The following is a 23,849-nucleotide window of genomic DNA, read 5'->3' as shown; positions in this document are numbered from 1 at the left end:
TCAATTATAATGCAAAGAAATGGTATATGCAGTATCTTAAAAATATTTATATTTGACGTATTAATGCATAAAATGAATTAATCGTGACTACTCAACAAATAAGATATTTTTTGGTTCTTGCAGAAGAGCTACATTTTTGGAAGACCTCGGAGAAAGTGTTTATTTCTCAGTCTTCCCTAAGCAGACAAATCCAAACATTGGAAGAAGAGCTTGGATTTAAGTTGTTTGAAAGAGATAAGAGAAATGTAAACCTAACAGCCGCAGGAAAATTTCTCAAGGAACGCTGGGAAGGTATAGTAGACGAAATGGAGCGTGCGCATACACAGGCCAGGAAAATCAGCCTTGGAAACACCGGTATTATATCCATTGGTTATCCAGGTTCTATTTCAACCACTTTCTTACCTGAATTACTCAGAACCTTTACGGCCGAAATGCCAGACATGAAAATGGAACTTGTAGAACCTACAGATGCTATTAATGAAAAATTGCTATTGGATTATCATGTTGATATAGCATTCAGTAGAGATACAGTGCAACATCCTGCGCTTTCTTCACGTAAGTTATATTCGGAGCCGGTGTGCTTGGTGGTGCCAAAAAATCATTGGCTACTTGAGGAAGACTTCCAAGATTTAAGAAGTTTGGAAAAGGAAAGCTTTATACTTTCAGGATTACATCATAGCACTTATTTCGCCTCTTTATTAAGAAAAATATTTAATACTTATGGGTTTAATCCTAAAACCAATATAGAAACCGATTTTGGAGGGCTGATATTAAATTTGGTTTCCAATGGTTTAGGAATTTCTATTTTGCCGTATTCATTTCAGTTTGGAGCTAATTCCAACGTAAGATTCATCAAATTACCCGAGGAAGTAGATTTATATATTAATTGGCGCAAAAAAGATGAAAACTCTGTAATTAAGAATATACTCAAGCATTCAGTAATACTTGGTGATAATATTAAGCGGAAAATAGATTTGTAATAAATATTTTTAAAACCTAATACGTTTTCACTCATCTAAACCCGAACAAGTTTCCATAAAAAAAGACCTTATGAAGCTGAATTTATTTCAAACCTTCTTAACGTCTCTTTTTGGTTTATACAACCAATTTCAATCTTTTATATTACACCCGCAAAACTAGTTTTTAGTTGGTTAATAGCTGTTTAACTTGGTAATGCGGGTGTTCCCTAAATATAAAGAAATAAAATATTTCAATTTAATTAATGTCTAGCCTCTTGTTAACCAACCTCTTTTACTTGCGGTTGCAATAGCATAAGGAGTAATCCAGAATAAGGCAAATGTGTATAATACACTGTATGAAAATGCCCAAAAGGATTCTGATAAGTTATATCTTTTCGCATAAAATAACATCGGGAAACTTGAGAATATCAGAATTCCAAATAGTGTCGAGCTGAGGAATAAAATAGGATGCGTTACAATAAAGAACATCATAAATAAGATAAACGGATAGCTCATTATAATCTTTAGCGACTGGCTTACAAATAGCAAGCGGATTCCTGTTTTTGATTCTTCTCTAAAATTTGTGAAAACATATTTTGACATTTCAATATTTTCGCGAACATTACTTCGGCCCCATCTAATAAACATCTTATATAGTCCAGTGTAATTTTCTGGTACATTGGTATAGGCATAAGCGTTTCTTTGGAACAATACTTTATAACCTTGTTTTAAGATCATATTAGTCATGGCCCGGTCTTCCCCAATATCTGATGGTTTCCCCATAAAAGTTTGGTTGATCCATTCTGGAAGGCAGGCAAAAACAGCAGTTCTTCTATAGGCTGCCAAGGCGCCCGGTGTACATAATACAGAGTTTAGATTACTTTCTGCCGAACGCACAAATTCAAAACTCAATACAAAACTCACATCTAACATCTTTGGAAGAAGTGCTTTTTTATTGTTTAACACACGAATATTACCCGCAACCGCACCGCAATCTTCGTCAACGATAAACGGACTTACTAAATTTCTTAAAGTGTCCGCTTTCACTATAGAGTCACTATCAACTGTTACAAAAACGTCGCCGGAGCCTAAGTTAAAACCACGGTATAATGCGTGACGTTTTCCTTTGTTTTTTGGCTGTTGGTAAATATCAACACGATCACCCAATATTTTCTTGGCCTCCTTCATCCAGTACCAAGTATCATCTTTACTACCATCATCAATAGAAAGTAGCTGTAATTTAGCTTCAGGATAATCACTATTTGCCAAGCTCATTAAAGTATCATAAACCTGTTTTCCTTCGTTGTAAGCTGGAACGATAACCGTACAAGTTGGCAATTCCTCATTTGATACAGACTCAATAGCTTTATATCTAAAATATTGGTAGAGTGTATACACAAAGAATCCCGCCTTAAAAACAAATAGCCCCATAGCCAATACTAAAAAAGCAAAGCCCCAAGTTGAACTTAAGCGTTCTTCGCGAAATGCAGCAAAGTCAGTATCCAGATAGAAGAAAAGATAAGTCGCTCCAATCATTAATAGAAAAGTACTGAACAGAACGAAAATACCCCAAGGGTTTGATCGTTTTTTCCCAGGTTTTTCCATTTTATTTATTTTCGATTCTATCTCTTCCAGTTGTTCCGTTCTCTTATATTCTGAAGAAGTAGTAGATGAATTTATATTAGTTTGATCGATTGTATTGTTTGAGGTAAGTGTCTCTATTTCCATTTTCATTGTAGGGATGCTTTAATGTATTTTGGTTCGTGTCCCTATTGTCAACTCCTATGCCATTGGATAACACCCTGAAATACAAGTGTGTTCAAAAACACGTGATTTAGAAAGTGTATAATTATTATACAATTGAGGTATACAGTTACACACTTAGATACAATTTCAGAATACAATGTGAAGCGAATTTTTAAATAAATCTTTATTTTTCATAAAAATGTAATTCGTAAGCTATTATACTGTAATTTCGCGCCTTCGAAAAAACAAAGTATGAAACGTATTAATGAATACAAAAAACTCTTCGGGGTTGAACAAAAAATAGAATTAAAAGCTCTAAAGACCAGTTACCGTAATTTGGTTAAAGAGTGGCATCCAGATAAATTTCAAGATGGAGATGAAAGACAGGAGGAGGCCGAAGTAAATAGCCGAAGAATAATAGATGGGTATCATTTTCTTGTAAGCATAGCTCCTGAAACAAAAGAAGCAAATCTTGCAGAATACACCGAAACTGTTACTAATTCGGGAATAGCCGATTTTCAACACAAAGGAATGCTTTTGGAGATTACCTATTTAGATGGAAGTACGTATGAGTATTTTGGAGTAACCAGACAAGTATATATCAAGATGGTGAATAGCGATAAGCTTAACCGTTTTGCAAAACGGACAATTTATCCAAACTATCTTTATAGAAAATCAAAACGTGCTGTTGAGGAAGTGGTTTAAAAACGTCAAAGTTTTCATAAAGCCCATTTTAATAGCATAAAAATAGTCCTAATTTCGCGCTCTAATAATGAAGCACTTACATTCACATACAATTTGTAAAATGTACAGAGAATTCTCTGGGGTATAGGACGATTATAAATAGATTATAAAAAGCGTTCCCCCAAAAGGAACGCTTTTTTAGTATAGTACACTTTATAAAATGAAAAAATCATCCCATTACAATTATAATAAACATTGGATGTTGAGAAACCTCCATAAGCATGTACATATTTATCAAAGTGAATAAAACAAAGTTCAATAATTGTTTTAAGTCCCTTTGATAAACCCAAAATCAAAGGGACTTTTTTTATTTAATGAAGTAAGCTAGAAAGTTAAGACGCACGACACTTATTTCCATTATTGATACCAATTACATCCTAAACAAAATAAAAACCAGAAGATTAAATATGAAAAATGTTTTTGCCATCAAATTAGAAAAGCAACTAGTATTAAGCGAGTTAAAAAGCTATACTCATGTGCTTTTAGGCTCCACGCTTTTGGCAGCAGCATATGCGCTGTTGATCATTCCGCATAATATAGTTCCCGGTGGAATCTTGGGTTTGAGTATCGTAATTAAAGAATTAACGGGTTTCTCAATCGGTTGGGTTGCATTGTTGTTTAATATCCCTCTTTTAATTTGGGGCACGAAGGTTTTGGGAAATAAGACAGGATTAAAAACCTTGTTCTCCATGGTGCTTGTATCATTCTATATTGATATTATTTCATCCATAACTGAAGGAAAGGTTTTTATAGATGACGTTCTTATGTCTTCAATTTTTGGAGGTGTGATCATTGGCTTCTCAGTTGCTATCGTAATGAACGCTGGCGCAACAACGGGCGGGAATGACATCCTGGTTAGAATCCTTTCCACTAAAATAAGACTGCCTTATAATAAGTTGATGTTGATTGTAGATGGTAGTGTAATATTTTTGGGCACCATGGTGTTTGCAGATTTCACGATGGCTGCTTATAGTATCGTGGCTATCATAGCCATCAGTAAGACCATAGAATATTATATGAAGAAGTCCGTACAGAACAAAACCATTCTAGTCTTTTCTACCAAAAACCTTTTGATTCAAGAGGAGATTTTATTAAACCGAAAAAGCACCGATGGAATCTTAAAATTGATTCACCACGATAGCAATGAAAAAATGATTTTGGTAACCCGAAATACCAAAAAACTTGATGTTATAAAAAACATAATATACAAAATTGATCCCGAAGCCCAGATAAACGTTTTAGAATCGAATAATATTTTGAGCTGAGTTAAGTGAATGCTTATCATTTTGTTGTTTTTGTAAGCCCTATATTTGCTTTCAAAATTAGTCGTGTCCGACTAAGATGTAAGACCCTCCTACGGCGGGCGGGCCGCTTCGCTGATAGAGGTAAGACATAAGACTTGCTTGCTAATAGCTTGATAATTAGGTCAAATTGATTAAACACACCTTTTATTTGTTAAATTTCAATAGTGAACCTAACAGAAAGCTGTCACTTAATAAAACTGCTTTTAGCGCCTGTCAGCTTTGGCTGAACAAAATTTCGTGATATTTTAATCGGACACTAATGATTCAAAATAAAAAAAACATGAATCCGATCATACCAAAATCGGCTTTTGAATTCCTTTTAAGATTAAAAGAAAACAATAATCGCGATTGGATGCAGGAGCATAAAAAAGAATATTTAACCAACGAAAAAGCTTTAAAGGAATTTTATAGCGAAGTAGAAAAGAGTTTGAATATAACCGATGAGATTTCAAAAACTAAAATCTTTAGAATAAACCGCGATATTCGGTTTAGTAAAAATAAAACGCCTTATAATTCGCACCGGAGTGTTAGTTTCAGTAGGGCAGGAGCACAGCGCCGTGGCGGATATTACCTGCGTTTAGAGTGTGGAAACAGTTATATGGCCGGAGGATTTTTTGATCCAAATCCCGCAGATCTATTAAGAATAAGAAAAGAGTTTGAAATGGATCCTTCTGAAGTTCGAGAGATTTTAGCGAAGAAGGATTTCAAAAAAGCCTTTGGAGGTTTTATACAAAGAAATGCAGTTAAAACAGCGCCAAGAGGTTTTAATGCAGAAGATGAAAACATAGATTTAATTCGTCTTAAAAGTTTTACTGTTAAACATGACTTTACAGATGAAGAGGTTTTTGCGCCCGACTTTAAGGAAAACCTGATTCATCACTATAGCTTACTCCGTCCATTTTTTGATTATATGAGCGATGTTTTAACCACAGATTTGAATGGAGTTTCCCTTTTGGAGTAAGTTTTAGAAGAGCAAACACTTTTAGTAGGAAATTCTGGTATAAATCATATTGAAATTAATTATAGAATATAAATTTTATAATCGCACCTTTGATATTCTTAATCAAAGAATTTAATGTCTTCTTGTTTTAGAAGAAAATATTAAATTATCATTAGCAAATTTAAATCAATAAAGTATTTCACTATGTTTCTGAAAAAACAAAACTTCCTTTTAGTTACTTTCATTCTTTGTTTTGTATTATTAATAAGCAGTTGTGCGGTAAAACCACCTCAGGAAAAAGGAAATTTTCAGCAAACTGATTTAGTTGAATTAATAAAGCTAGATCCAACTTTAAAATTAGACATTCGCTATGCGGGTAGCAATAATTTTGTGGGAAGACCAGTTTATACCGAAGCTAGGGCTTTTCTACAACGCCCAGCGGCTTTGCAGCTGGTGAAAGTAAACAAGGAGCTTGAACCACTGGGTTATGGTCTAATTATTTTTGATGGATATCGCCCTTGGAGTGTAACCAAAGTCTTTTGGGATATAACCTCGAAAGAAGATAAAAAATTTGTAGCAAACCCCAAACAAGGCTCTCGCCACAATAGAGGTTGCGCTGTGGACTTAACATTATTAGATTTAAGCACAGGAAAACCAGTAGCAATGACGGGTGAATATGACGAGATGACTGAGCGTTCCTACCCAGAATATGAAGGAGGAACTGCTGAACAACGCGAAATGAGAGACCTTCTGCGAAGTAAAATGGAAGCACACGGCTTTAAGGTTTACGAATTTGAATGGTGGCATTTTGATTTTCAGGGTTGGGAATCATATCGAATTCAGAATATCCCTTTTTCGGAAATAGAATAGATGGGAGAAATTATTAGCGTAATTGCTAATTAGTTTCAAATCAGAAAAATAAAGAAAATTTTACAAGCTATCCCTTAGAATGTAAAGCTTAATTTAAGCAAAATCATATTCCAAAAGTTGAATATTGCTTTTCAGTCTTTCCTTTACCATATCCATCATTCGTTTATTTAATGCAGATGAATTTTGGATATAACGATCATTTTTTAAATAATATCAATTGGAAAATATAAATTGAAGATAATATTTTAACAAAATTCACATATTTTTGTAAGAATAAACTATTTAGGATCTATGAAAATATTAATACAAACTTTCATTTTTGTACTAACATCTTTACCAATTTTTTCACAAATTGGTTTTACAGAGCATATCATTATCGATAAAACATTTGCTGCTGATGGAGCTACTTCTGTTTTTGCTGCAGATATCGATGGTGATGGCGATGAAGACTTGCTATCTGCTTCTATTACAAGTGGTATTACTTGGTACGCTAACAACAACGGAAGCTTTCAATACGGACAAGTTAACGTTATTACAGACATAGAATATCTTTCCAGAAAAGTATATGCCGCAGACTTAGACGGCGATGGAGATATGGATGTTATTGCAGGTTTTGGTGATAGTAATGAGCCGAGTATAGGTTGGTATGAGAATTTAGATGGGTTAGGAAATTTTGGTCCAAAACGTTTATTTCCCTCAAGCTACCCAAGTCCTGTTGGAGGAATTTTTGCTGCTGATTTAGATGGTGATGGTGATATGGACGTAATAACAGGCAGTTGGGATCTTAAAGTTTCTTGGCACGAAAATTTGGATGGGTTAGGGAATTTTGGACCAAGGCAAATTTTGTTACAAAGTGTCTCAGGAAAAGTTAATGCTGTTTATGCTGATGATTTAGATGGCGATGGCGATTTAGACATAATTGCTGCTAAAGGGGAAGTTGGTTATGGAGGTGTTTATTGGTTTGAAAATTTAGATGGAGTAGGAGGTTTTGGTACTGGCGTTCGATTAATTGACAGTAACACTACAGGATTTTATGACGTTACTGTTACTGATATTGATAATGACGGTGATAAGGATATTATTGCAGTTACTAATGTCGAAAATAAGGCATTACTTTATAAAAATACGGATGGACAAGGAACTTTTGCAACACCCATAATCATAACAAACATAAGTGATTTAAGGTCCGTACAAGCGGCTGATATAGATGGAGATTTAGATATGGATCTTGTGTTTGGCAAAGAAGGAAATGCCTTAAATGTATTCTGGATTGAAAATATTGATGGTCAAGGTAATTTTGGATCTTTGAAAACAATAGGTAGTAATGCTCCTGGAACCTATTCTATATATGTTTTTGACTCTGATTCTGATGGCGATTTGGATGTGGTGTCTGCATCTAAAATACAAGATAAAGTTGCCTTATACGAAAACATAGATGGCCTTGGTACTTTTGGCGAACAACAAATCATTACTGAAAACGCAGATGGTGCCAGTTGTGTGGTAGCAGCAGATATAAATAATGATGGTACAGTAGACGTGGTTTCTGGATCTTGGCAAGATGGTAAGGTTGCTTGGTATAACAATCTAAATGGTGCAGGTTCATTTAGCCACCAAAATATTGTATATGAAAGCAACGAGAATGAATTATATACTGTCATTTACACAGATATTGATGGTGATGGCGACAACGATCTTGTAACAGCTATTTATAATAATAATAGTTACAGCAAAATTATTTGGTTTGAAAATCTTGATGGGTTGGGTAATTATGGACCTGCAATTAGAATAAATAGTCAAATCCTTGAGCCAAAATCAATTTTTGCAGCTGATTTTGATGGTGATGGCGACATGGATATATTGGCCGCTTCGCAAGATGACAATAAAATAACTTGGTTTGAAAATACAGATGGCGCTGGCAATTTTGGCCCTCAGAATATTATAAGTACAGATGCCCTTTCTGCAAAAAGTGTATTCGCTTGCGATTTTGATGGCGATACTGATATGGATGTTGTTTCAGCTTCTTCCGGAGACAATAAAATAGCTTGGTATGAAAATACTGATGGTCAGGGAAGTTTTAGCGCCCAACAAATAGTTGCCACAGATGCTATGGGAGCACATTCAGTACAAGGGTTTGATGTAGACAATGATGGTGATAATGACATTGTTTCTGCTTCACAATCGGACAATAAAATTGCTTGGTATGAAAATTTAGATGGTACTGGTACATTTAGTGAAGCACGTATAATTACAACGAATGCTTTAGAAGCCAGATCAGTATTTGGAGCAGATATTGATAATGATGGTGATTTAGATGTAATTTCTGCATCTTTTAACGACGATAAAATTGCTTGGTACGAAAATAAAAATGGCCTCGGAAACTTTGGAGCTCAACAAGTTATATCTTCCGTGGCTGATGGAGCCCACTACGTGTATGCAAAGGATATTGATGGAGATGGTGATATGGATATTCTTTCTGCATCGCAAAATGATAATAAAATAGCTTGGTATGAAAACTTGGGAACAATCTATAATGCCGTAAACGGAAAAATAAGTTTTGATACTGAAAACAATGGCTGTAGCACAAACAGTTCTGCAATAGCCAATGTTCTTATAACTACTGATAATGGAACAGATAGTTATGCAACATTTTCACAAAACAATGGCTTATATTCAATAAATACTGGGCAAGGTAATTTTATTACGACTATTGCCTATGAGCTTCCGTTTTATTATGATATCAATCCTGTTTCTTATAATTCAAATTTCACTGGTTTAGGTGAAGTAGCAATTGCAGATTTCTGCATTCAGCGCAATCAAAGTATTAATGATTTAAATATTTCCGTTTATCCTTTAAGTCAGGCTCAGCCAGGTTTTGATGCAAACTACCAAATAGTTTATTCTAACGTAGGTTCAACAGAACTAAATGGAAACATTAATTTAACTTTTGATGGAACTAAACTTAGCTTTCTTGACGCCAGCGAACCAGTTACATCGCAAACAACTAACAGTTTAACTTTTGATTATGCTGAATTCCTACCTTTTGAAACTCGAACTATTGATGTGAATTTAGAAGTGGCGGTTCCACCAATCAACCAACAGGGCGATATATTGACTTTTGTTGCAGAAATAACTCCAGTTAGTGGAGATTATACTGAAGAAGACAATATTTTTACGTGTAACCAAACAGTTGTCAACTCTTTTGATCCAAATGATATTCAGGTTTTGGAAGGTGATGAAATATTACTTGAGCAAGCTGATGATTTTCTACATTATATTATTCGTTTTCAAAATGTTGGTACTGCTGCAGCAATAAACGTGAAGGTTACAAATAGTCTTGACGCCAATTTAGATTGGACCACCCTTCAATTGCAAAATACAAGTCATAATACAGTTGTAGAAATTAGAGATGGCGGTCAATTGACCTTCAGGTTTGATGGTATTAATCTACCCGCATCCACGATTAATGAACATGAATCACATGGGTATATTCAATATAAAATAAAACCTATAAATTCCTTGGATATAGGAGACAACATTTCAAATCTTGCCAATATATACTTTGATTTTAATGCGCCTATTATCACAAATACAGTAACAACTACCATTGTTGATGAATTAAGTATAGAAAACTTTAAAACAAACAAAATAACTATCTATCCAAATCCTACAAAGGACGTTTTACACATTAAAACTACAGGGACTATTGTGAGTGCAGAGGTATACAATCAATTGGGACAACCAATATTAATTAAACAAAATGCTCGCGGAATTGATGTTATTGATGTATTTGGATTAGAAAAGGGTCTGTATTTCATTAAACTGATAGATATAAATTCATACGAGTCTGTTAGAAAATTTCTAATGGAATAGGTATGATGAATGGTTATTTAAAAAATTAACGGATGCCTTCCAACTATCAAGCAAAATCATATTCCAAAAGTTGAATATTGCTTTTCAGTCTTTCCTTTACCATATCCATCATTCGTTTATTTAAAGCGGAAGAATTTTGAATATATATATCAAATTCTTCTATAGTGAACTGACCAATAATCATCCCTTTTAAGGAGTTTCGGAACTTCATATCCTTGTGGATTGCGTTTTCAATATAATCCAATTTCTTTTCTACATTTAGATCATAAAACACATTCTTATGTTTGTTCACATAATTTTTAAAAGCTGCGAGCAAAAGATAGTTTTGAAATTTTATGACTGGACGAAGGGTTTTATTTTGAAAACACTCGTCGGCAGACATATTAGAGTTAATTTTTGCACTTGGAATTTCCGGGCGCATATTTAGTAGTAAGCTGTCTCTCGTTTCCATAATTTGGTTTTTCTTAAAATTATAAATTTCAGATCGGTTTTTTGAGACTTTAGCATTTAGTTATAAACGTTCTTTTCAACAATGCGGCAGATTGTTATTATCTTTGACTAATTAACTTATTATTCGGCGACATTTACTTTAAATAAAAGTGCCACCGCTTCATTCATATTGAAAAACGAAAAATAGTATTATGAGAATATTTTCTGCAGAACAACTATACGAAGCCGACAAAGCCACTGTCAAAAAAAACCAAATCACTTCTGAAGAACTTATGGAACATGCGGGAACGCAGGTTTTCAATTGGCTCCATAAACGTTTAAACAACGCGCCAGTTCCTATTCGTATTTTCTGTGGTATCGGGAATAATGGCGGCGATGGTCTTGTGCTTGGTAGATTTTTGCTGGAACATGGCTATACCGTCTTGATATATGTAGTAAACTGCAGCGATAAGCGTTCGCAAAATTTTCTTCATAACTATCAAAAAATAAAAGCCATAACCAACAACGGGCGATTTTTAATGAAAGGAGAAGCAGATTTTCCCGAAATTAATGATGATGATATTATTGTGGATGCTATTTTCGGTATTGGTTTAAATCGGTGCCCAGAAGGTTGGGTGAAAAAATTAATTCAATATCTAAATGAAAGCAATGCATATAAACTGGCTATTGACATTCCCAGTGGTCTTTTTTCAAATTCACCTATCACTGATCCTGATGCGGTTTTAAAAGCAGATCACACCTTAACCTTCCAAGCCCCAAAACTGGCTTTCTTTTTACCCGAAACCGCTCCTTTTGCAACAAATTTTGATGTATTGGATATAGGTCTAGATGAAGAGTTTCTTCATAATACTGAACCTTTGGCCCAGCTGATATCAAAAGCTGAAGCCCAGCATTTTTATAAACCTCGGGAAAAATTCGGATATAAAAATACTTATGGCCACGCATTGATTATTGCTGGAAGTTATGGTAAAATAGGAGCTGCTGTTCTTTCAACCACCGCAGCGTTTAGAATAGGCGCTGGAATGCTAACAGCTTTTATCCCAAAATGTGGCTACACTATTCTACAAACAGCAATTCCTGAAGCCATGGTGATTACTGATGAAGAAGAGAAATTTATAAGTGATATCACTTTGGATTTTGAACCTTCGGCAATTGGAGTGGGCATGGGAATAGGAAAAAACAAAGAAACTGTAAAAGCACTTGAAAAACTGTTTAAAAACAATAGAGCTCCTTTCGTCATTGACGCCGATGCATTAAACAATATTTCAGAAAACAAGGATTTGTTAAAATTACTTCCGAAGAACTCCATCTTAACCCCACATCCTGGCGAATTAAAGCGACTTATCGACAAATGGAAAAACGACTACGATAAACTGGAAAAAGTAAAGAAATTTTCAAATAAACACGAAGTTGTTGTGGTTATTAAAGGCGCATATTCCGCTATTGTTTTTGGCGATCAACTTTATATCAATACTTCTGGAAATCCAGGAATGGCCACTGCAGGAAGTGGAGATGCGCTTAGTGGCGTATTAACAGGATTACTTTCTCAAGGATATGATCCACTATTAGCTTCTGTTTTTGGAGTTTATATGCACGGAAGGGCTGGAGATATTGCTGCGGGACAAATGGGATATGAGGCTGTAATGTCTGGAGATATCGTAGAAAATTTATCAGAAGCTTATCTCGATTTATTTCAAAATGAAGATGCAAATGAAGCGCCAACAGAACCAGAGGAAAAAAAATAGCCACCAATTCACGAATTATAAATTATATTCGTGAATTCGTGGCTTAAAATCTTAGTCGAAAAGAAGATTACATCAATTCGTCAAAAGTTTTTCTAAGCTGTGAATCTGAAGGTCTAGGTGCATCAGATGAAACAATGTTTCCTTCTGGATCAAGCAATATAAATCTTGGAATTCCGAGGATTGCATAGTCTTCCACAAATTTAGATTTCCAATTGTTGTCTGCGATCAACTGAATTCCAACCAATTCCTTTTCAGAAACCATCGCTTTCCACTTGTCGTAATCTTTCGGTTCGTCTATGGAAATGCTTACAAACTGAACGTTTTTATCACCGTAGTCCTTTTCCATTTCTTTAAGCGAAGGAATCTCGCGAATACATGGTCCACACCAAGTAGCCCAAACATCGATATAAACATATTTTCCTTTTAGATCTGCCAAACTTGTAGTTCCACCTTTATGATTTTCATAATTGAAAGTAGGGGATGGGCTGCCCACAGTAATTGACTTTAGTTTATTGTAATGTCCTGTAATTTTAGCCAGGTTTTCTGCGTTCGGATTGCTTTCTTTATAAATAGTGTATGCCTCGTCAAGTGACGCATCGGCTTTTAAACCAAATTGCAAATAAGAACTCATTATTTTATCTTTTGCATATCCATTTGGAAGTGCGGCATCTACTTTCTTTAAGTATAAAAGAGTCTCGTTCCCATCAGGGTTTTTCGCAGTTTCTTCACTTACTAAACGATTAAAGTGGGCATTCAATAAATTCTGGTAGGCTACGGAATTACGGTAGGCTACCGTGTCCTTATAATTTATACCTTTTACCTGATCGTAAAAATTATCAGAAACCTTATAATCTTCTTTTCCCATAAAATAGCTGTGGGCATCGCTATAATTTTCAATCAATATAGCTTTTGAATAGCTATCTTCATCCTGAAGTGCATTATTGAAAACCTCGTTAGCAATATTACTGGTCAAATAAAGACTATCAAGACTTTTTTGTCTTTGGTCCACTCGTTCCAAAAAACTGTTTTCATCTAAGGTATAGAGTTCTTTATAATCGGTATTTTGTTCTTCCCAAAGAAACTTTGAAGCTAAAAGATTGTTGGTATTTGCCAAGTCGCCTGAATATTTTATAGTTTCATCAAACCCATCGGCATTTACTGTCACGGAAAGATTTTTACCTTTTTCGAGATAGATTCCGGTGCGTTCTCTACCGATATACATTTCATAAAAACCATCATTTTTTATATGAACAGTATCGGAAAAACCTCCACTTCCATCAATTGGAAGTTTGGTTTCAATAGAATTGCCTCGAATGACTACGTTGTCTGCGGTATTATTTTCTACCGTTCCGTCAATAATAGAATAGGTAGGTTTTTCTTCCTGTTTGCAAGACATAACTGCAAGCACAGAGAAAATTAGAATTATTTTTTTCATATAGAACTATTTTTTGATATGCTTGTAAAATTACAAATTGTGCAGGCATATACTTTCATTGCAGCTTAATTATTTTAAAGACTATTATAAACCTGAAATAAGCAACAAGTATTCGCTTTGAAGTGGAAGAAAACTGGAACAAAGATTAAAAATCTGTACTTTTGCAGAAATAATAGATTCCCATGCAAGAGACCCATTATATAAGTACAGAAATTCTCGATTTATCTTTAGTGAAGGAAATAATCGAAAACCATAAAACATTAGCGCTATCTGAAGAAGCGCAACTCAACATTAGAAAATCCCGCGAATACCTAATCCATAAAATGAAGGATAATGACACGCCCGTTTATGGAATAAACACAGGCTTTGGGTCTTTGTGTAACGTAAAGATTTCTGCTGAAAACCTTTCACAGTTACAAGAAAATTTAGTAATGTCTCATGCTTGTGGTACTGGTGAGTTTGTACCGAAGCCCATTATTAAATTAATGCTTTTGCTTAAAATTCAATCCTTAAGCTACGGTTATAGTGGGGTTCAGATTGAAACTGTTGAAAGGCTGATTGACTTTTATAACAATGATATCTTACCTGTAATCTATACACAAGGAAGTCTTGGCGCATCTGGTGATTTGGCTCCTTTGGCTCATCTTGCTTTACCCTTACTTGGGAAAGGGGAAGTCTACTACGGCGGAAAAAAAATTGCTTCAGCGGTAATGATCAAGAAGTTTAATTGGGAACCTATCACCCTTCAGGCAAAAGAAGGATTGGCTTTGCTAAACGGAACCCAATTTATGAGCGCTTATGGAGTTCATTGTCTTCTGAAAAGTTACAAATTATCCTATTTAGCCGATTTGATTGCAGCTATTTCAACAGATGCTTTTGATTGCAATATGAGCCCTTTTAATGCCTTGGTACATTTAGTTCGACCACATCGTGGACAAGTGAAAACTGCAGAGCAAATTTTAGAATTTTTGGAAGGAAGTGAATTAGGCCTTTCAGAAAAGAAAAACGTGCAGGATCCGTATTCCTTTCGTTGTATTCCTCAAGTGCACGGCGCAACCAAGGACACCTTGAATTTTGTACACAAGACCTTTAAAACTGAAATTAACTCAGTCACAGACAACCCTAATATTTTTATAAAAGAAGATCTTATTATTTCCGGAGGGAATTTCCACGGACAACCTTTAGCACTTGCGCTTGACTATTTAGCTATTTCAATGGCTGAACTTGGAAGTATTTCAGAAAGAAGAACCTATCAATTGGTTTCTGGACTTCGTGAATTACCGGCATTTTTAGTTAATAACCCAGGACTTAACAGTGGATTTATGATTCCACAATACACAGCGGCAAGTATCGTAAGCCAAAACAAACAATTGACAACCCCAAGTTCTGTAGATTCCATTGTTTCATCTAATGGACAAGAAGACCATGTGAGTATGGGGGCAAATGGCGCTACAAAATGCTTGCGTGTCATTGAAAACATTGAAACCATTCTCGCTATTGAACTCATGAATGCATCTCAGGCCCTTAGTTTTAGAGATTCAAAAAAATCATCTCCTTTTGTAGAATCCTTCCTAAAACCCTATCGTTCTATCGTTCCTTTTATAGAAAATGATAGAGTGATGGCGGAAGATATCCACGCCAGTGTTGCATTTTTGAAAGCTATGGATATTGATTCTGAAATAATCTTTTGCTAAATCAAATTTAAAACCATGAAACAAATTGTAGTCATTGCTAGTTTTCTAATTTTTGGAACCGCTGCTTTTTCTCAAAATTATAAACCGCTCTTGGATACTATTAATGAATGGCATGTTACCTCTTGTTATTTCGGTTGCCATACTGATGTTTATTATACCGACAGTGACACGATTGTAGATGGCAAGACTTATAAAATTTTAGATGGGTATCATTTTATTTCGCGTACCTTTTTGCTCCGTGAAGACGTTGCAAATAGAAAAGTGTATTTAAATATTGTCAATCAAGGCTTTAATGAAGATTTTTTGCTTTATGACTTTTCATTGAGCGAAGGAGACGTTTTTAATATGAAAAACCCAATAAGTCCTTTCCCTGAGGATGGAGGTGCTTTTTTACTTGATTCCATTGTTGCGAAACCTTTGGCCGATGGCAATAATTATAATCATTTTTATTTTTCACCTGCCCCCGGAAATACAACAAGTACCAACAATGCTGTTTGGATAGAAGGAGCAGGGTCTTTATCTTTAATCAATGCTCCAGGAGGTAAGCCAGATATAAACGGAGCTGGGCATTTAAGTTGTTTCTTTAAAAACACCGAAATTTTTTATGCAAACCTCGATTCTATTGATGATTGTATCCCGCTTCATTTAGGAATAAAAAAGGATAATTTGAAAAATCTCGTTGTATCAAAACAAAACAATAGCAATAATTGCCTCTTGAGCAATACGCAAGATGTAAAAAATGTAAGTGTTTTCGATATTTCTGGAAAAAGACTCCATGGAATAAATAACGAAGGACGCAACTCCATTGGAATTGATTTATCAGATTATCAAAATGGTGTGTATATAATTTTGGCCACTGGATTCGGTGACACTAAGAAATCCTTTAAAATTGTGAAATAATAAAATTGAGATTTAATTGGTGCTAGTTCGAATTAATTCTTTCACCCAATTTTTTGCATCATCTAAATAAATTGCTTAAAAGGTTTTTTAAGAAACATTTTTTCCACTTCCAGATTGCCTATATTCAATTCGTCTTTACAAACAACAGCAAAAGCTACCAAATTTTCAATTTCTGAAGTTTTTAAATAAACCATTGGATTTACCGCATAACTATTTTTTCGGTAGGTTATATAACCAAAAGGTTTGTCTTTAAAGTATTTTTCTGAAATATTTACTAAATCATCGTTATGCTCTGGCTTAACAGTAATACCTTCTTTCATGACAACCACCACAAAACTTTGAAAGACTCGAATCTCTCCAAATTCAAAATGTAGGGTTTTTACCATAGAATAAGATTACCGCACATCTAAAATAGGGTTTTTTAATTAGTTGACTTAACAATGTTTATAAAAAAAAAATCTTCCCTAGGAAAACCTAGGGAAGATTAATGGTAAGGATTGCATTAAATAACTATGATTCTGTAGTTTTCTTCTGCTTCTTTATTTTAATAGTTAGCTCGTTCGTCTTTTCATCGAGATCCATTGTTATGGCATCACCTTCCTGCAAACTGCTGTTGATTATTTCTTCTGCCAAGGCATCTTCAATATATTTCTGAATAGCCCTATTTAAAGGTCTTGCTCCATATTGTTTGTCGAAACCTTTATCGGCAATATAATCTTTGGCCTTGTCAGTAAGTTTAAGATCGTAACCTAAATCAGCAATGCGAAGGAATAATTTAGTCAATTCAATATCAATGATCTTATGAATATCCTCTCTTTCCAAAGCATTAAAGACCATCACATCATCAATACGGTTTAGGAATTCTGGAGCAAAAGTTTTCTTCAGCGCGTTCTCTATTACACTTTTAGTATGAGAGGCTTCTTGACTTTTCTTTGCGGAAGTTCCAAAACCAACACCCTGTCCGAAATCTTTAATTTGTCTAGCTCCAATGTTTGAAGTCATAATGATAATAGTGTTTCTAAAATCAATTTTTCTTCCCAGACTATCGGTTAAAAAACCATCATCCAAAACCTGAAGCAACATATTAAAAACATCTGGATGCGCTTTTTCAATTTCATCCAAAAGCACTACGGCGTAAGGTTTTCTTCTAATTTTTTCGGTTAACTGGCCACCTTCCTCATAACCAACATATCCTGGAGGTGCACCCACCAAACGGGAGATGGCAAATTTCTCCATATATTCACTCATATCAATACGGATCAACGCATTCTCCGAGTCAAACAACTCCTTGGCCAAAACCTTAGCCAATTGCGTTTTACCTACACCAGTTTGACCTAAGAAAATAAAGGAGCCAATTGGTTTGTTTGGATCTTTCAATCCTGCACGATTTCGTTGGATTGCTTTTACCACCTTTGCAACTGCTTCATCTTGTCCAACCACTTTACCTTTAATACGGTCGGGGAGGGCAGCGAGTTTTTTGCTTTCCGTTTGTGCAATTCTATTCACTGGAACGCCAGTCATCATGGAAACTACTTCTGCAACGTCTTCTTCAGAAACTGTTTCTTTATGAAGTTTAGAATCTGCTTCCCATTTTTCTTGATGTGTAGCAAGATCTTTTTCAAGGTTCTTTTCGTCATCGCGAAGTTTTGCTGCCTCTTCGTATTTCTGTTTCTTGACCACAGTGTTTTTTAGTTCCCGTACTTCTTCTAATTGTTTTTCAATTTGCAAGATTTTTTCAGGTACGTGGATATTGGTGATATGAACGCGCGATCCAGCTTCATCTAAAGCATCAATAGCTTTGTCTGGAAGAAAGCGCTCGGTCATATATCTATTGGTAAGCTTAACACAAGCAATTATTGCATCGTCAGTATAGATAACATTGTGATGTGCTTCATATTTATCTTTTATATTCTGAAGGATTTCAACAGTTTCTTCAACCGTTGTTGGTTCTACCAGAACTTTCTGGAAACGTCTTTCTAGTGCTCCATCCTTTTCAATATATTGGCGATATTCATCTAAAGTGGTTGCACCTATACATTGAATTTCACCTCTGGCCAATGCTGGTTTAAACATATTGGAAGCATCCAAGGAGCCTGTTGCGCCACCGGCACCAACAATAGTATGGATTTCATCTATAAAAAGAATAATATCTTCATTCTTTTCAAGTTCGTTCATAACCGCTTTCATCCGTTCCTCGAACTGTCCGCGATATTTAGTTCCCGCTACAAGGCTCGCCAAATCTAAAGTTACAACTCTTTTGTCATAGAGAATACGCGATACCTTTCTTTGGATAATACGCAAAGCCAAACCTTCGGCAATTGCAGATTTACCAACTCCAGGTTCACCAATCAACAATGGGTTGTTCTTTTTTCTTCGGCTTAGAATTTGGGAAACACGTTGAATTTCACTTTCGCGACCCACCACTGGATCTAGTTTTCCATCTTCGGCCATAGCTGTTAAATCTCTTCCGAAGTTATCTAAAACAGGCGTCTTTGACTTTTTATTCGTTTTTGCCGTGGTTCCGGCAAACAAATTCTCTTTGTTGGCATCATCCGAAGATGTATCATCATCATTTGGAAATGATTCGGCTCTGGGAGATTCTATATAATCATCATCATTTGTTATCATAAGTTTGAATTGGTCTTTAACAGCGTCATAGTCAACCTTCATTTTGTTCAACAATTTTGTTGTGGGGTCATTTTCGTTCCGCAGAATACACAAAAGCAAATGTGCGGTATTAATAGAATTACTCTGAAAAAGCTTGGCCTCCAAAAATGTAGTCTTCAGCGCTCTTTCCGCTTGGCGGGTGAGATGAAGGTTCTTTTTATCGTTTGTGTTTGTTGTAACCCCTGGAGTTGCAGGGCTCAATATTTCAACCTTTCTTCTTAAATGGTTTAAATCTATGGCTAACGCATTGAGAATGCTCACCGCTTTGCCATTGCCATCTCTTAATAAACCGAGCATTAAATGCTCAGTACCAATAAAATCGTGACCTAAGCGAAGAGCTTCTTCTTTGCTGTAAGCTATTACATCTTTTACTCTGGGGGAAAAATTATCATCCATATCTTAAATATCCTCTCTTCTTTTTTAAACTACTAAATTAACCAAAATAGGACAAAAACTGTTCCTCTTTCAGATCATTTTAGTAAAAGGACAAAATATATGCTGGAACTCAAAGTTTTTCCATAGATACTTATTAACGATTTAGCCCCCCATTTTTGTTAATAAAAAGGCGAATAAGTACTCGTAAAAACCCCATTAAGCCTACGAAAATATGTATCTTGCTCCATTAGTTTAATAACGATAATTAATTCTATTTTTTATGACTGAAGGTGAGAAAGTGATCCCTATAAACATTGAAGATGAAATGAAATCTGCCTACATCGATTATTCGATGTCGGTCATAGTGTCACGTGCGCTGCCAGATGTGCGGGATGGGATGAAACCGGTACACAGAAGGGTTTTGTTCGGGATGCACGAATTAGGAATACGAGCGACCGGCTCGCATAAAAAGTCTGCAAGAATTGTGGGGGAAGTTCTCGGTAAATATCACCCTCATGGTGATACGTCCGTTTATGATGCCATGGTGCGAATGGCCCAAGAATGGAGTTTGCGCTATCTATTAGTAGACGGCCAAGGTAACTTCGGTTCTGTTGATGGCGATAGTCCTGCAGCAATGCGATATACTGAGGCTCGTATGCAGAAAATTTCTGAAGATATGCTGGCAGATATTGATAAGGACACAGTAGATCACCAATTGAATTTTGATGACACCTTGAAAGAACCAACTGTGCTACCAACACGGGTTCCAGGACTTTTAATAAATGGAGCATCTGGAATTGCCGTAGGTATGGCAACCAATATGCCGCCACATAACTTAACTGAAGTTATAGACGGAACCATTGCCTATATTGAAGATAATGACATAGATATTGATGGCTTGATGCAACACATCAAAGCTCCAGATTTTCCTACCGGCGGAATTATTTATGGATATGAAGGCGTGCGAGAAGCGTTCCATACGGGCCGTGGTCGTGTAGTTATGCGAGCGAGAGCTACTTTTGAAGAAGTAAAGGGTAGAGAATGTATTATTGTTACTGAGATTCCATATCAAGTAAACAAGGCGGACATGATTAAGAAGACCGCAGATATGGTAAACGACAAGAAGATAGAGGGCATTGCAAATATTCGTGACGAAAGTGATAGAAATGGAATGCGCATTGTTTACATCTTAAAACGAGATGCAATCCCAAACATTGTTTTAAACACCTTATATAAATACACTGCATTGCAGTCCAGTTTCAGTGTGAACAATATCGCACTGGTAAAAGGACGGCCGCAAATGCTAAACTTAAAGGAGCTGATCCATTATTTTGTGGAACACCGCCACGAAGTTGTAGTTCGCCGTACGGAATATCTACTTCGAAAAGCAGAGGAACGCGCCCATATTTTAGAAGGATTAATTATTGCTTCAGATAATATTGACGAAGTGATTCGCTTAATCCGCGCTTCTTCCAATGCCGATGAAGCCAGAGGGAAGCTGATTGAAGCCTTTAAGCTAAGTGAAATTCAAGCCAAGGCCATTGTTGAAATGCGTTTACGCCAATTAACAGGTCTAGAACAAGATAAGCTTAGAACGGAGTATGAAGAATTGATGAAAACAATTCAAGATTACCGAGATATTCTAGCTAGTAAGGAACGTAGAATGCAAATTATAAAAGAAGAACTTGAAGAAATTCGCACTAAATATGGTGACGAACGCCGTTCTACTATAGAATATGCAGGTGGTGACGTTAGCATAACCGATTTAATTGCTGATGAGCAAGTGGTAATAACCATTTCGCACGCAGGTTATATTAAGCGCACATCGCTTTCAGAATATAAAACACAGAATAGAGGCGGAGTTGGCCAAAAAGCTTCATCTACACGAAATGAAGATTTCTTGGAATATCTATTTGTGGGTACCAACCACCAATATATGTTGTTTTTCACCCAAAAGGGAAAATGCTTTTGGATGCGTGTTTTCGAAATTCCTGAGGGATCTAGAACATCAAAAGGTAGAGCCATTCAGAACTTAATAAATATTGAGCCAGATGATAAAGTGAATGCTTTTATCTGTACCCAAGATTTAAAAGATGAAGAATACATCAATAGTCACTACGTGATTATGGCAACTAAAAAGGGGCAAGTCAAGAAAACGCCTTTAGAGCAATATTCACGTCCACGAACCAACGGTATCAATGCCATAACAATTCGCGAAGACGATGAATTGCTTGAAGCAAAACTTACAACGGGCGACAGTCAAGTAATGCTCGCGGTACGTTCAGGAAAAGCAATTCGCTTTGAAGAGGAGAAAACAAGACCAATGGGTAGAAACGCTTCCGGAGTTCGCGGAATTACCTTAGGTGATGAAAACGACGAAGTTATAGGAATGATTGCGGTAAATCCAGGTGATTCAGATATACTTGTTGTTTCTGAAAACGGTTACGGTAAAAGATCTTTAATTGATGACTATAGAATCACCAACCGTGGTGGAAAAGGAGTAAAAACTATTAATATTACAGAAAAAACCGGTAAATTAGTAGCCATTAAAAATGTAACCGACGAAGATGATTTAATGATTATCAACAAATCTGGCATTGCTATTAGAATGGCAGTTGCAAATCTTCGCGTTATGGGGCGCGCTACTCAGGGCGTTCGTTTAATAAAAGTAAGAGAGGACGATGCCATTGCTGCAGTTGCAAAAGCAATGAAAGAGGATGAAGAAGATATTGAGGACATTGAAATTGAAGGTGAAACTACCGACGAAAACAATAATGGCACCACTCTTGATAATGATGGAACTCAAACCGAAAATAACGATTAAACTTTAACACATGAAAAAACGAATTCTAATAACAGGACTGGCTTTTGTATCTGCTATTTCATTTGGTCAAAAGAAAGAAATCAGAAAAGCTGAAAAATCAATAAAGTCAAACTCCTATAATGAAGCCTTAGACTATCTTAACGAGGCAGAACCTATGATTGGCTCTGTAGACAACTCCATGAAAGCGCAATATTTCGGATTAAAAGGCGAAGCTCTTTTGGGCTCTGCAGGCTCCGATTTCGCAAAATTGAAAGGTGCCGCTTCAGCTTTTGCCGAAGCAATTTCACTTGACCCGAAAATGCAGGAGCAATTGGCACCTCAATTAAAAAACCTACGTGCAGCTTTAATAAATGGAGCAGTGGCAGATCAAAAAGCAGAGCGTTATGAACTAGCTACGGAAAAGCTTTACACGAGTTATACGGTCTCTAAAGATAATTCCGATCTGTATTTCGCTGCCGCAAATGCGGTTACTGGAAAGGATTACGATGCTGCTTTAAAGTATTATCAAATGTTACTTGATGCTGGATATACGGGAGAAACTGAAGAGTTCGTAGCCACCAATAAAGAAACTGGAGAAGTAGAATCTTTTGATTCTGAAAATCTAAGAAACATTGCCGTTAAAGCTGGTCAATACATTAAACCTGAAACAAGTGTATCTGAATCCAGAAAAGGTGAAATCCTTCGTAATATGACCTTGATTTATATTGAAAAAGATGATGACGAAAAAGCGGTAAGTTTAATGAAAGAAGCTCGCGCTGAAAACCCAAATGATGTTTACCTTATGCGCGCAGATGCCGATATGAGTTATAAAATGGGCGATGTAGCAAGATATAATAAATTGATGAGTGAAATTGTGGCCTCCGACCCAGAAAATCCAGAAATCTATTTCAACCTAGGTGTTGGAAGTGCAGATATAGGAGATAAGGAGAAAGCAATTGAATATTATAAAAAAGCTTTGGAATTGAGACCTGATTATAATGGAGCCTTAATAAATTTAGCTGTTTTAAAACTTTCTGGAGAAAACGAACTCGTTGAAAAAATGAATAGTCTTGGAAGTTCTGCCGCTGATAATAAGAAATACGATGCACTCAAGCAGGAACGAAAAGATCTTTATATGGAAACTATTCCTTATTTAGAAAAAGCACATAAACTTGATCCAAATAATGTGGAAGTTATTAGAACTTTAATGAATATGTACGGTCAAGTGGGAGACGATTCAAAATTTAAGGAATTGAAGGCCAAGCTTGAGGCTTTAGAGACTAAAGGATAATATAGTTATCTAATTATAAAAAGTAAAAAGCCCCTGATCGATCAGGGGCTTTTTAC

16 protein-coding genes and 1 pseudogene are annotated in these 23,849 nt (G+C 35.7%); 11 read left to right on the top strand and 6 right to left on the bottom strand.

Features of this window, described 5'->3' with window-relative positions:
- Positions 1-83 precede the first annotated feature (83 nt).
- Positions 84-980, top strand: coding sequence for a LysR family transcriptional regulator (locus tag G440_RS0103000; protein WP_026449940.1), 897 nt, complete (start codon positions 84-86; stop codon positions 978-980).
- 246 nt (positions 981-1,226) lie between these two features.
- On the opposite strand, the gene G440_RS0102995 is transcribed toward G440_RS0103000, so the two are convergent.
- Positions 1,227-2,564 (bottom strand): glycosyltransferase family 2 protein, encoded by a 1,338-nt coding sequence (locus G440_RS0102995; protein WP_157417851.1) that lies wholly within the window; start codon positions 2,562-2,564, stop codon positions 1,227-1,229.
- Positions 2,565-2,957: 393 nt separating this feature from the next.
- On the opposite strand from G440_RS0102995, the gene G440_RS0102990 reads away from it, so the two are divergent.
- The 4 genes from G440_RS0102990 (at position 2,958) to G440_RS0102975 (ending at position 6,563) form a co-directional block, all read left to right on the top strand.
- The gene (locus tag G440_RS0102990) at positions 2,958-3,410 is read left to right on the top strand and encodes a KTSC domain-containing protein (RefSeq protein WP_026449938.1); all 453 of its coding nucleotides are present in this window, start codon (positions 2,958-2,960) and stop codon (positions 3,408-3,410) included.
- Positions 3,411-3,856: 446 nt separating this feature from the next.
- Complete coding sequence (locus tag G440_RS0102985; protein WP_026449937.1) at positions 3,857-4,714, top strand: YitT family protein; 858 nt, start codon at positions 3,857-3,859, stop codon at positions 4,712-4,714.
- A 319-nt stretch (positions 4,715-5,033) separates the two neighbouring features.
- Positions 5,034-5,714: a DUF2461 domain-containing protein gene (locus G440_RS0102980; protein WP_026449936.1), complete on the top strand. Its 681-nt coding sequence runs from the start codon at positions 5,034-5,036 to the stop codon at positions 5,712-5,714.
- A 183-nt stretch (positions 5,715-5,897) separates the two neighbouring features.
- Positions 5,898-6,563, top strand: a complete 666-nt coding sequence (locus G440_RS0102975) for a M15 family metallopeptidase (protein WP_034258895.1) — start codon at positions 5,898-5,900, stop codon at positions 6,561-6,563.
- 93 nt (positions 6,564-6,656) lie between these two features.
- Here the strand turns inward: G440_RS0102975 and G440_RS21450 are convergent.
- Positions 6,657-6,755 (bottom strand): annotated as a pseudogene (locus tag G440_RS21450) (glyoxalase); the annotation flags it as partial.
- 99 nt (positions 6,756-6,854) lie between these two features.
- Between G440_RS21450 and G440_RS20535 the strand changes: the two are divergent.
- Positions 6,855-10,433, top strand: coding sequence for an FG-GAP-like repeat-containing protein (locus G440_RS20535; protein WP_026449934.1), 3,579 nt, complete (start codon positions 6,855-6,857; stop codon positions 10,431-10,433).
- Between the two features lie 46 nt (positions 10,434-10,479).
- On the opposite strand, the gene G440_RS0102965 is transcribed toward G440_RS20535, so the two are convergent.
- The gene (locus tag G440_RS0102965) at positions 10,480-10,884 is read right to left on the bottom strand and encodes a hypothetical protein (protein ID WP_026449933.1); all 405 of its coding nucleotides are present in this window, start codon (positions 10,882-10,884) and stop codon (positions 10,480-10,482) included.
- A gap of 190 nt (positions 10,885-11,074) precedes the next feature.
- Here G440_RS0102965 and G440_RS0102960 point away from each other — a divergent pair, with 190 nt between their 5' ends.
- Positions 11,075-12,628 carry a bifunctional ADP-dependent NAD(P)H-hydrate dehydratase/NAD(P)H-hydrate epimerase gene (locus G440_RS0102960; RefSeq protein WP_026449932.1) on the top strand — a complete coding sequence of 518 codons (1,554 nt, stop codon included), beginning with the start codon at positions 11,075-11,077 and terminating at the stop codon, positions 12,626-12,628.
- Positions 12,629-12,695: 67 nt separating this feature from the next.
- On the opposite strand, the gene G440_RS0102955 is transcribed toward G440_RS0102960, so the two are convergent.
- Entirely contained in the window at positions 12,696-14,063 is a 1,368-nt protein-coding gene (locus tag G440_RS0102955; RefSeq protein WP_026449931.1) for a TlpA family protein disulfide reductase, read from the bottom strand.
- A 182-nt stretch (positions 14,064-14,245) separates the two neighbouring features.
- Here G440_RS0102955 and hutH point away from each other — a divergent pair, with 182 nt between their 5' ends.
- Positions 14,246-15,757, top strand: coding sequence for a histidine ammonia-lyase (gene hutH, locus G440_RS0102950; protein ID WP_026449930.1), 1,512 nt, complete (start codon positions 14,246-14,248; stop codon positions 15,755-15,757).
- A 15-nt stretch (positions 15,758-15,772) separates the two neighbouring features.
- Entirely contained in the window at positions 15,773-16,657 is an 885-nt protein-coding gene (locus G440_RS0102945; RefSeq protein ID WP_026449929.1) for a T9SS type A sorting domain-containing protein, read from the top strand.
- A gap of 62 nt (positions 16,658-16,719) precedes the next feature.
- On the opposite strand, the gene G440_RS19355 is transcribed toward G440_RS0102945, so the two are convergent.
- Both G440_RS19355 and G440_RS0102935 read right to left on the bottom strand, forming a co-directional pair.
- A complete protein-coding gene (locus G440_RS19355; protein ID WP_051285114.1) occupies positions 16,720-17,043 on the bottom strand; it encodes a hypothetical protein in 324 nt (107 codons plus the stop codon).
- Between the two features lie 124 nt (positions 17,044-17,167).
- Positions 17,168-19,720, bottom strand: coding sequence for an ATP-dependent Clp protease ATP-binding subunit (locus G440_RS0102935; protein WP_026449928.1), 2,553 nt, complete (start codon positions 19,718-19,720; stop codon positions 17,168-17,170).
- Positions 19,721-19,979: 259 nt separating this feature from the next.
- Here G440_RS0102935 and gyrA point away from each other — a divergent pair, with 259 nt between their 5' ends.
- Together gyrA and G440_RS0102925 are read left to right on the top strand one after the other, a co-directional pair.
- The gene (gyrA, locus tag G440_RS0102930; protein WP_026449927.1) at positions 19,980-22,523 is read left to right on the top strand and encodes a DNA gyrase subunit A; all 2,544 of its coding nucleotides are present in this window, start codon (positions 19,980-19,982) and stop codon (positions 22,521-22,523) included.
- A gap of 10 nt (positions 22,524-22,533) precedes the next feature.
- The gene (locus G440_RS0102925) at positions 22,534-23,793 is read left to right on the top strand and encodes a tetratricopeptide repeat protein (RefSeq protein ID WP_026449926.1); all 1,260 of its coding nucleotides are present in this window, start codon (positions 22,534-22,536) and stop codon (positions 23,791-23,793) included.
- Positions 23,794-23,849 lie beyond the last annotated feature (56 nt).

Origin of the sequence: Aequorivita capsosiphonis DSM 23843, from assembly GCF_000429125.1 — a bacterium.
Taxonomy (GTDB): Bacteria; Bacteroidota; Bacteroidia; order Flavobacteriales; family Flavobacteriaceae; genus Aequorivita; species Aequorivita capsosiphonis.
The sequence above is the reverse complement of the archived record's forward strand: the minus strand, read 5'-3'. Positions and strand labels throughout refer to the sequence as shown.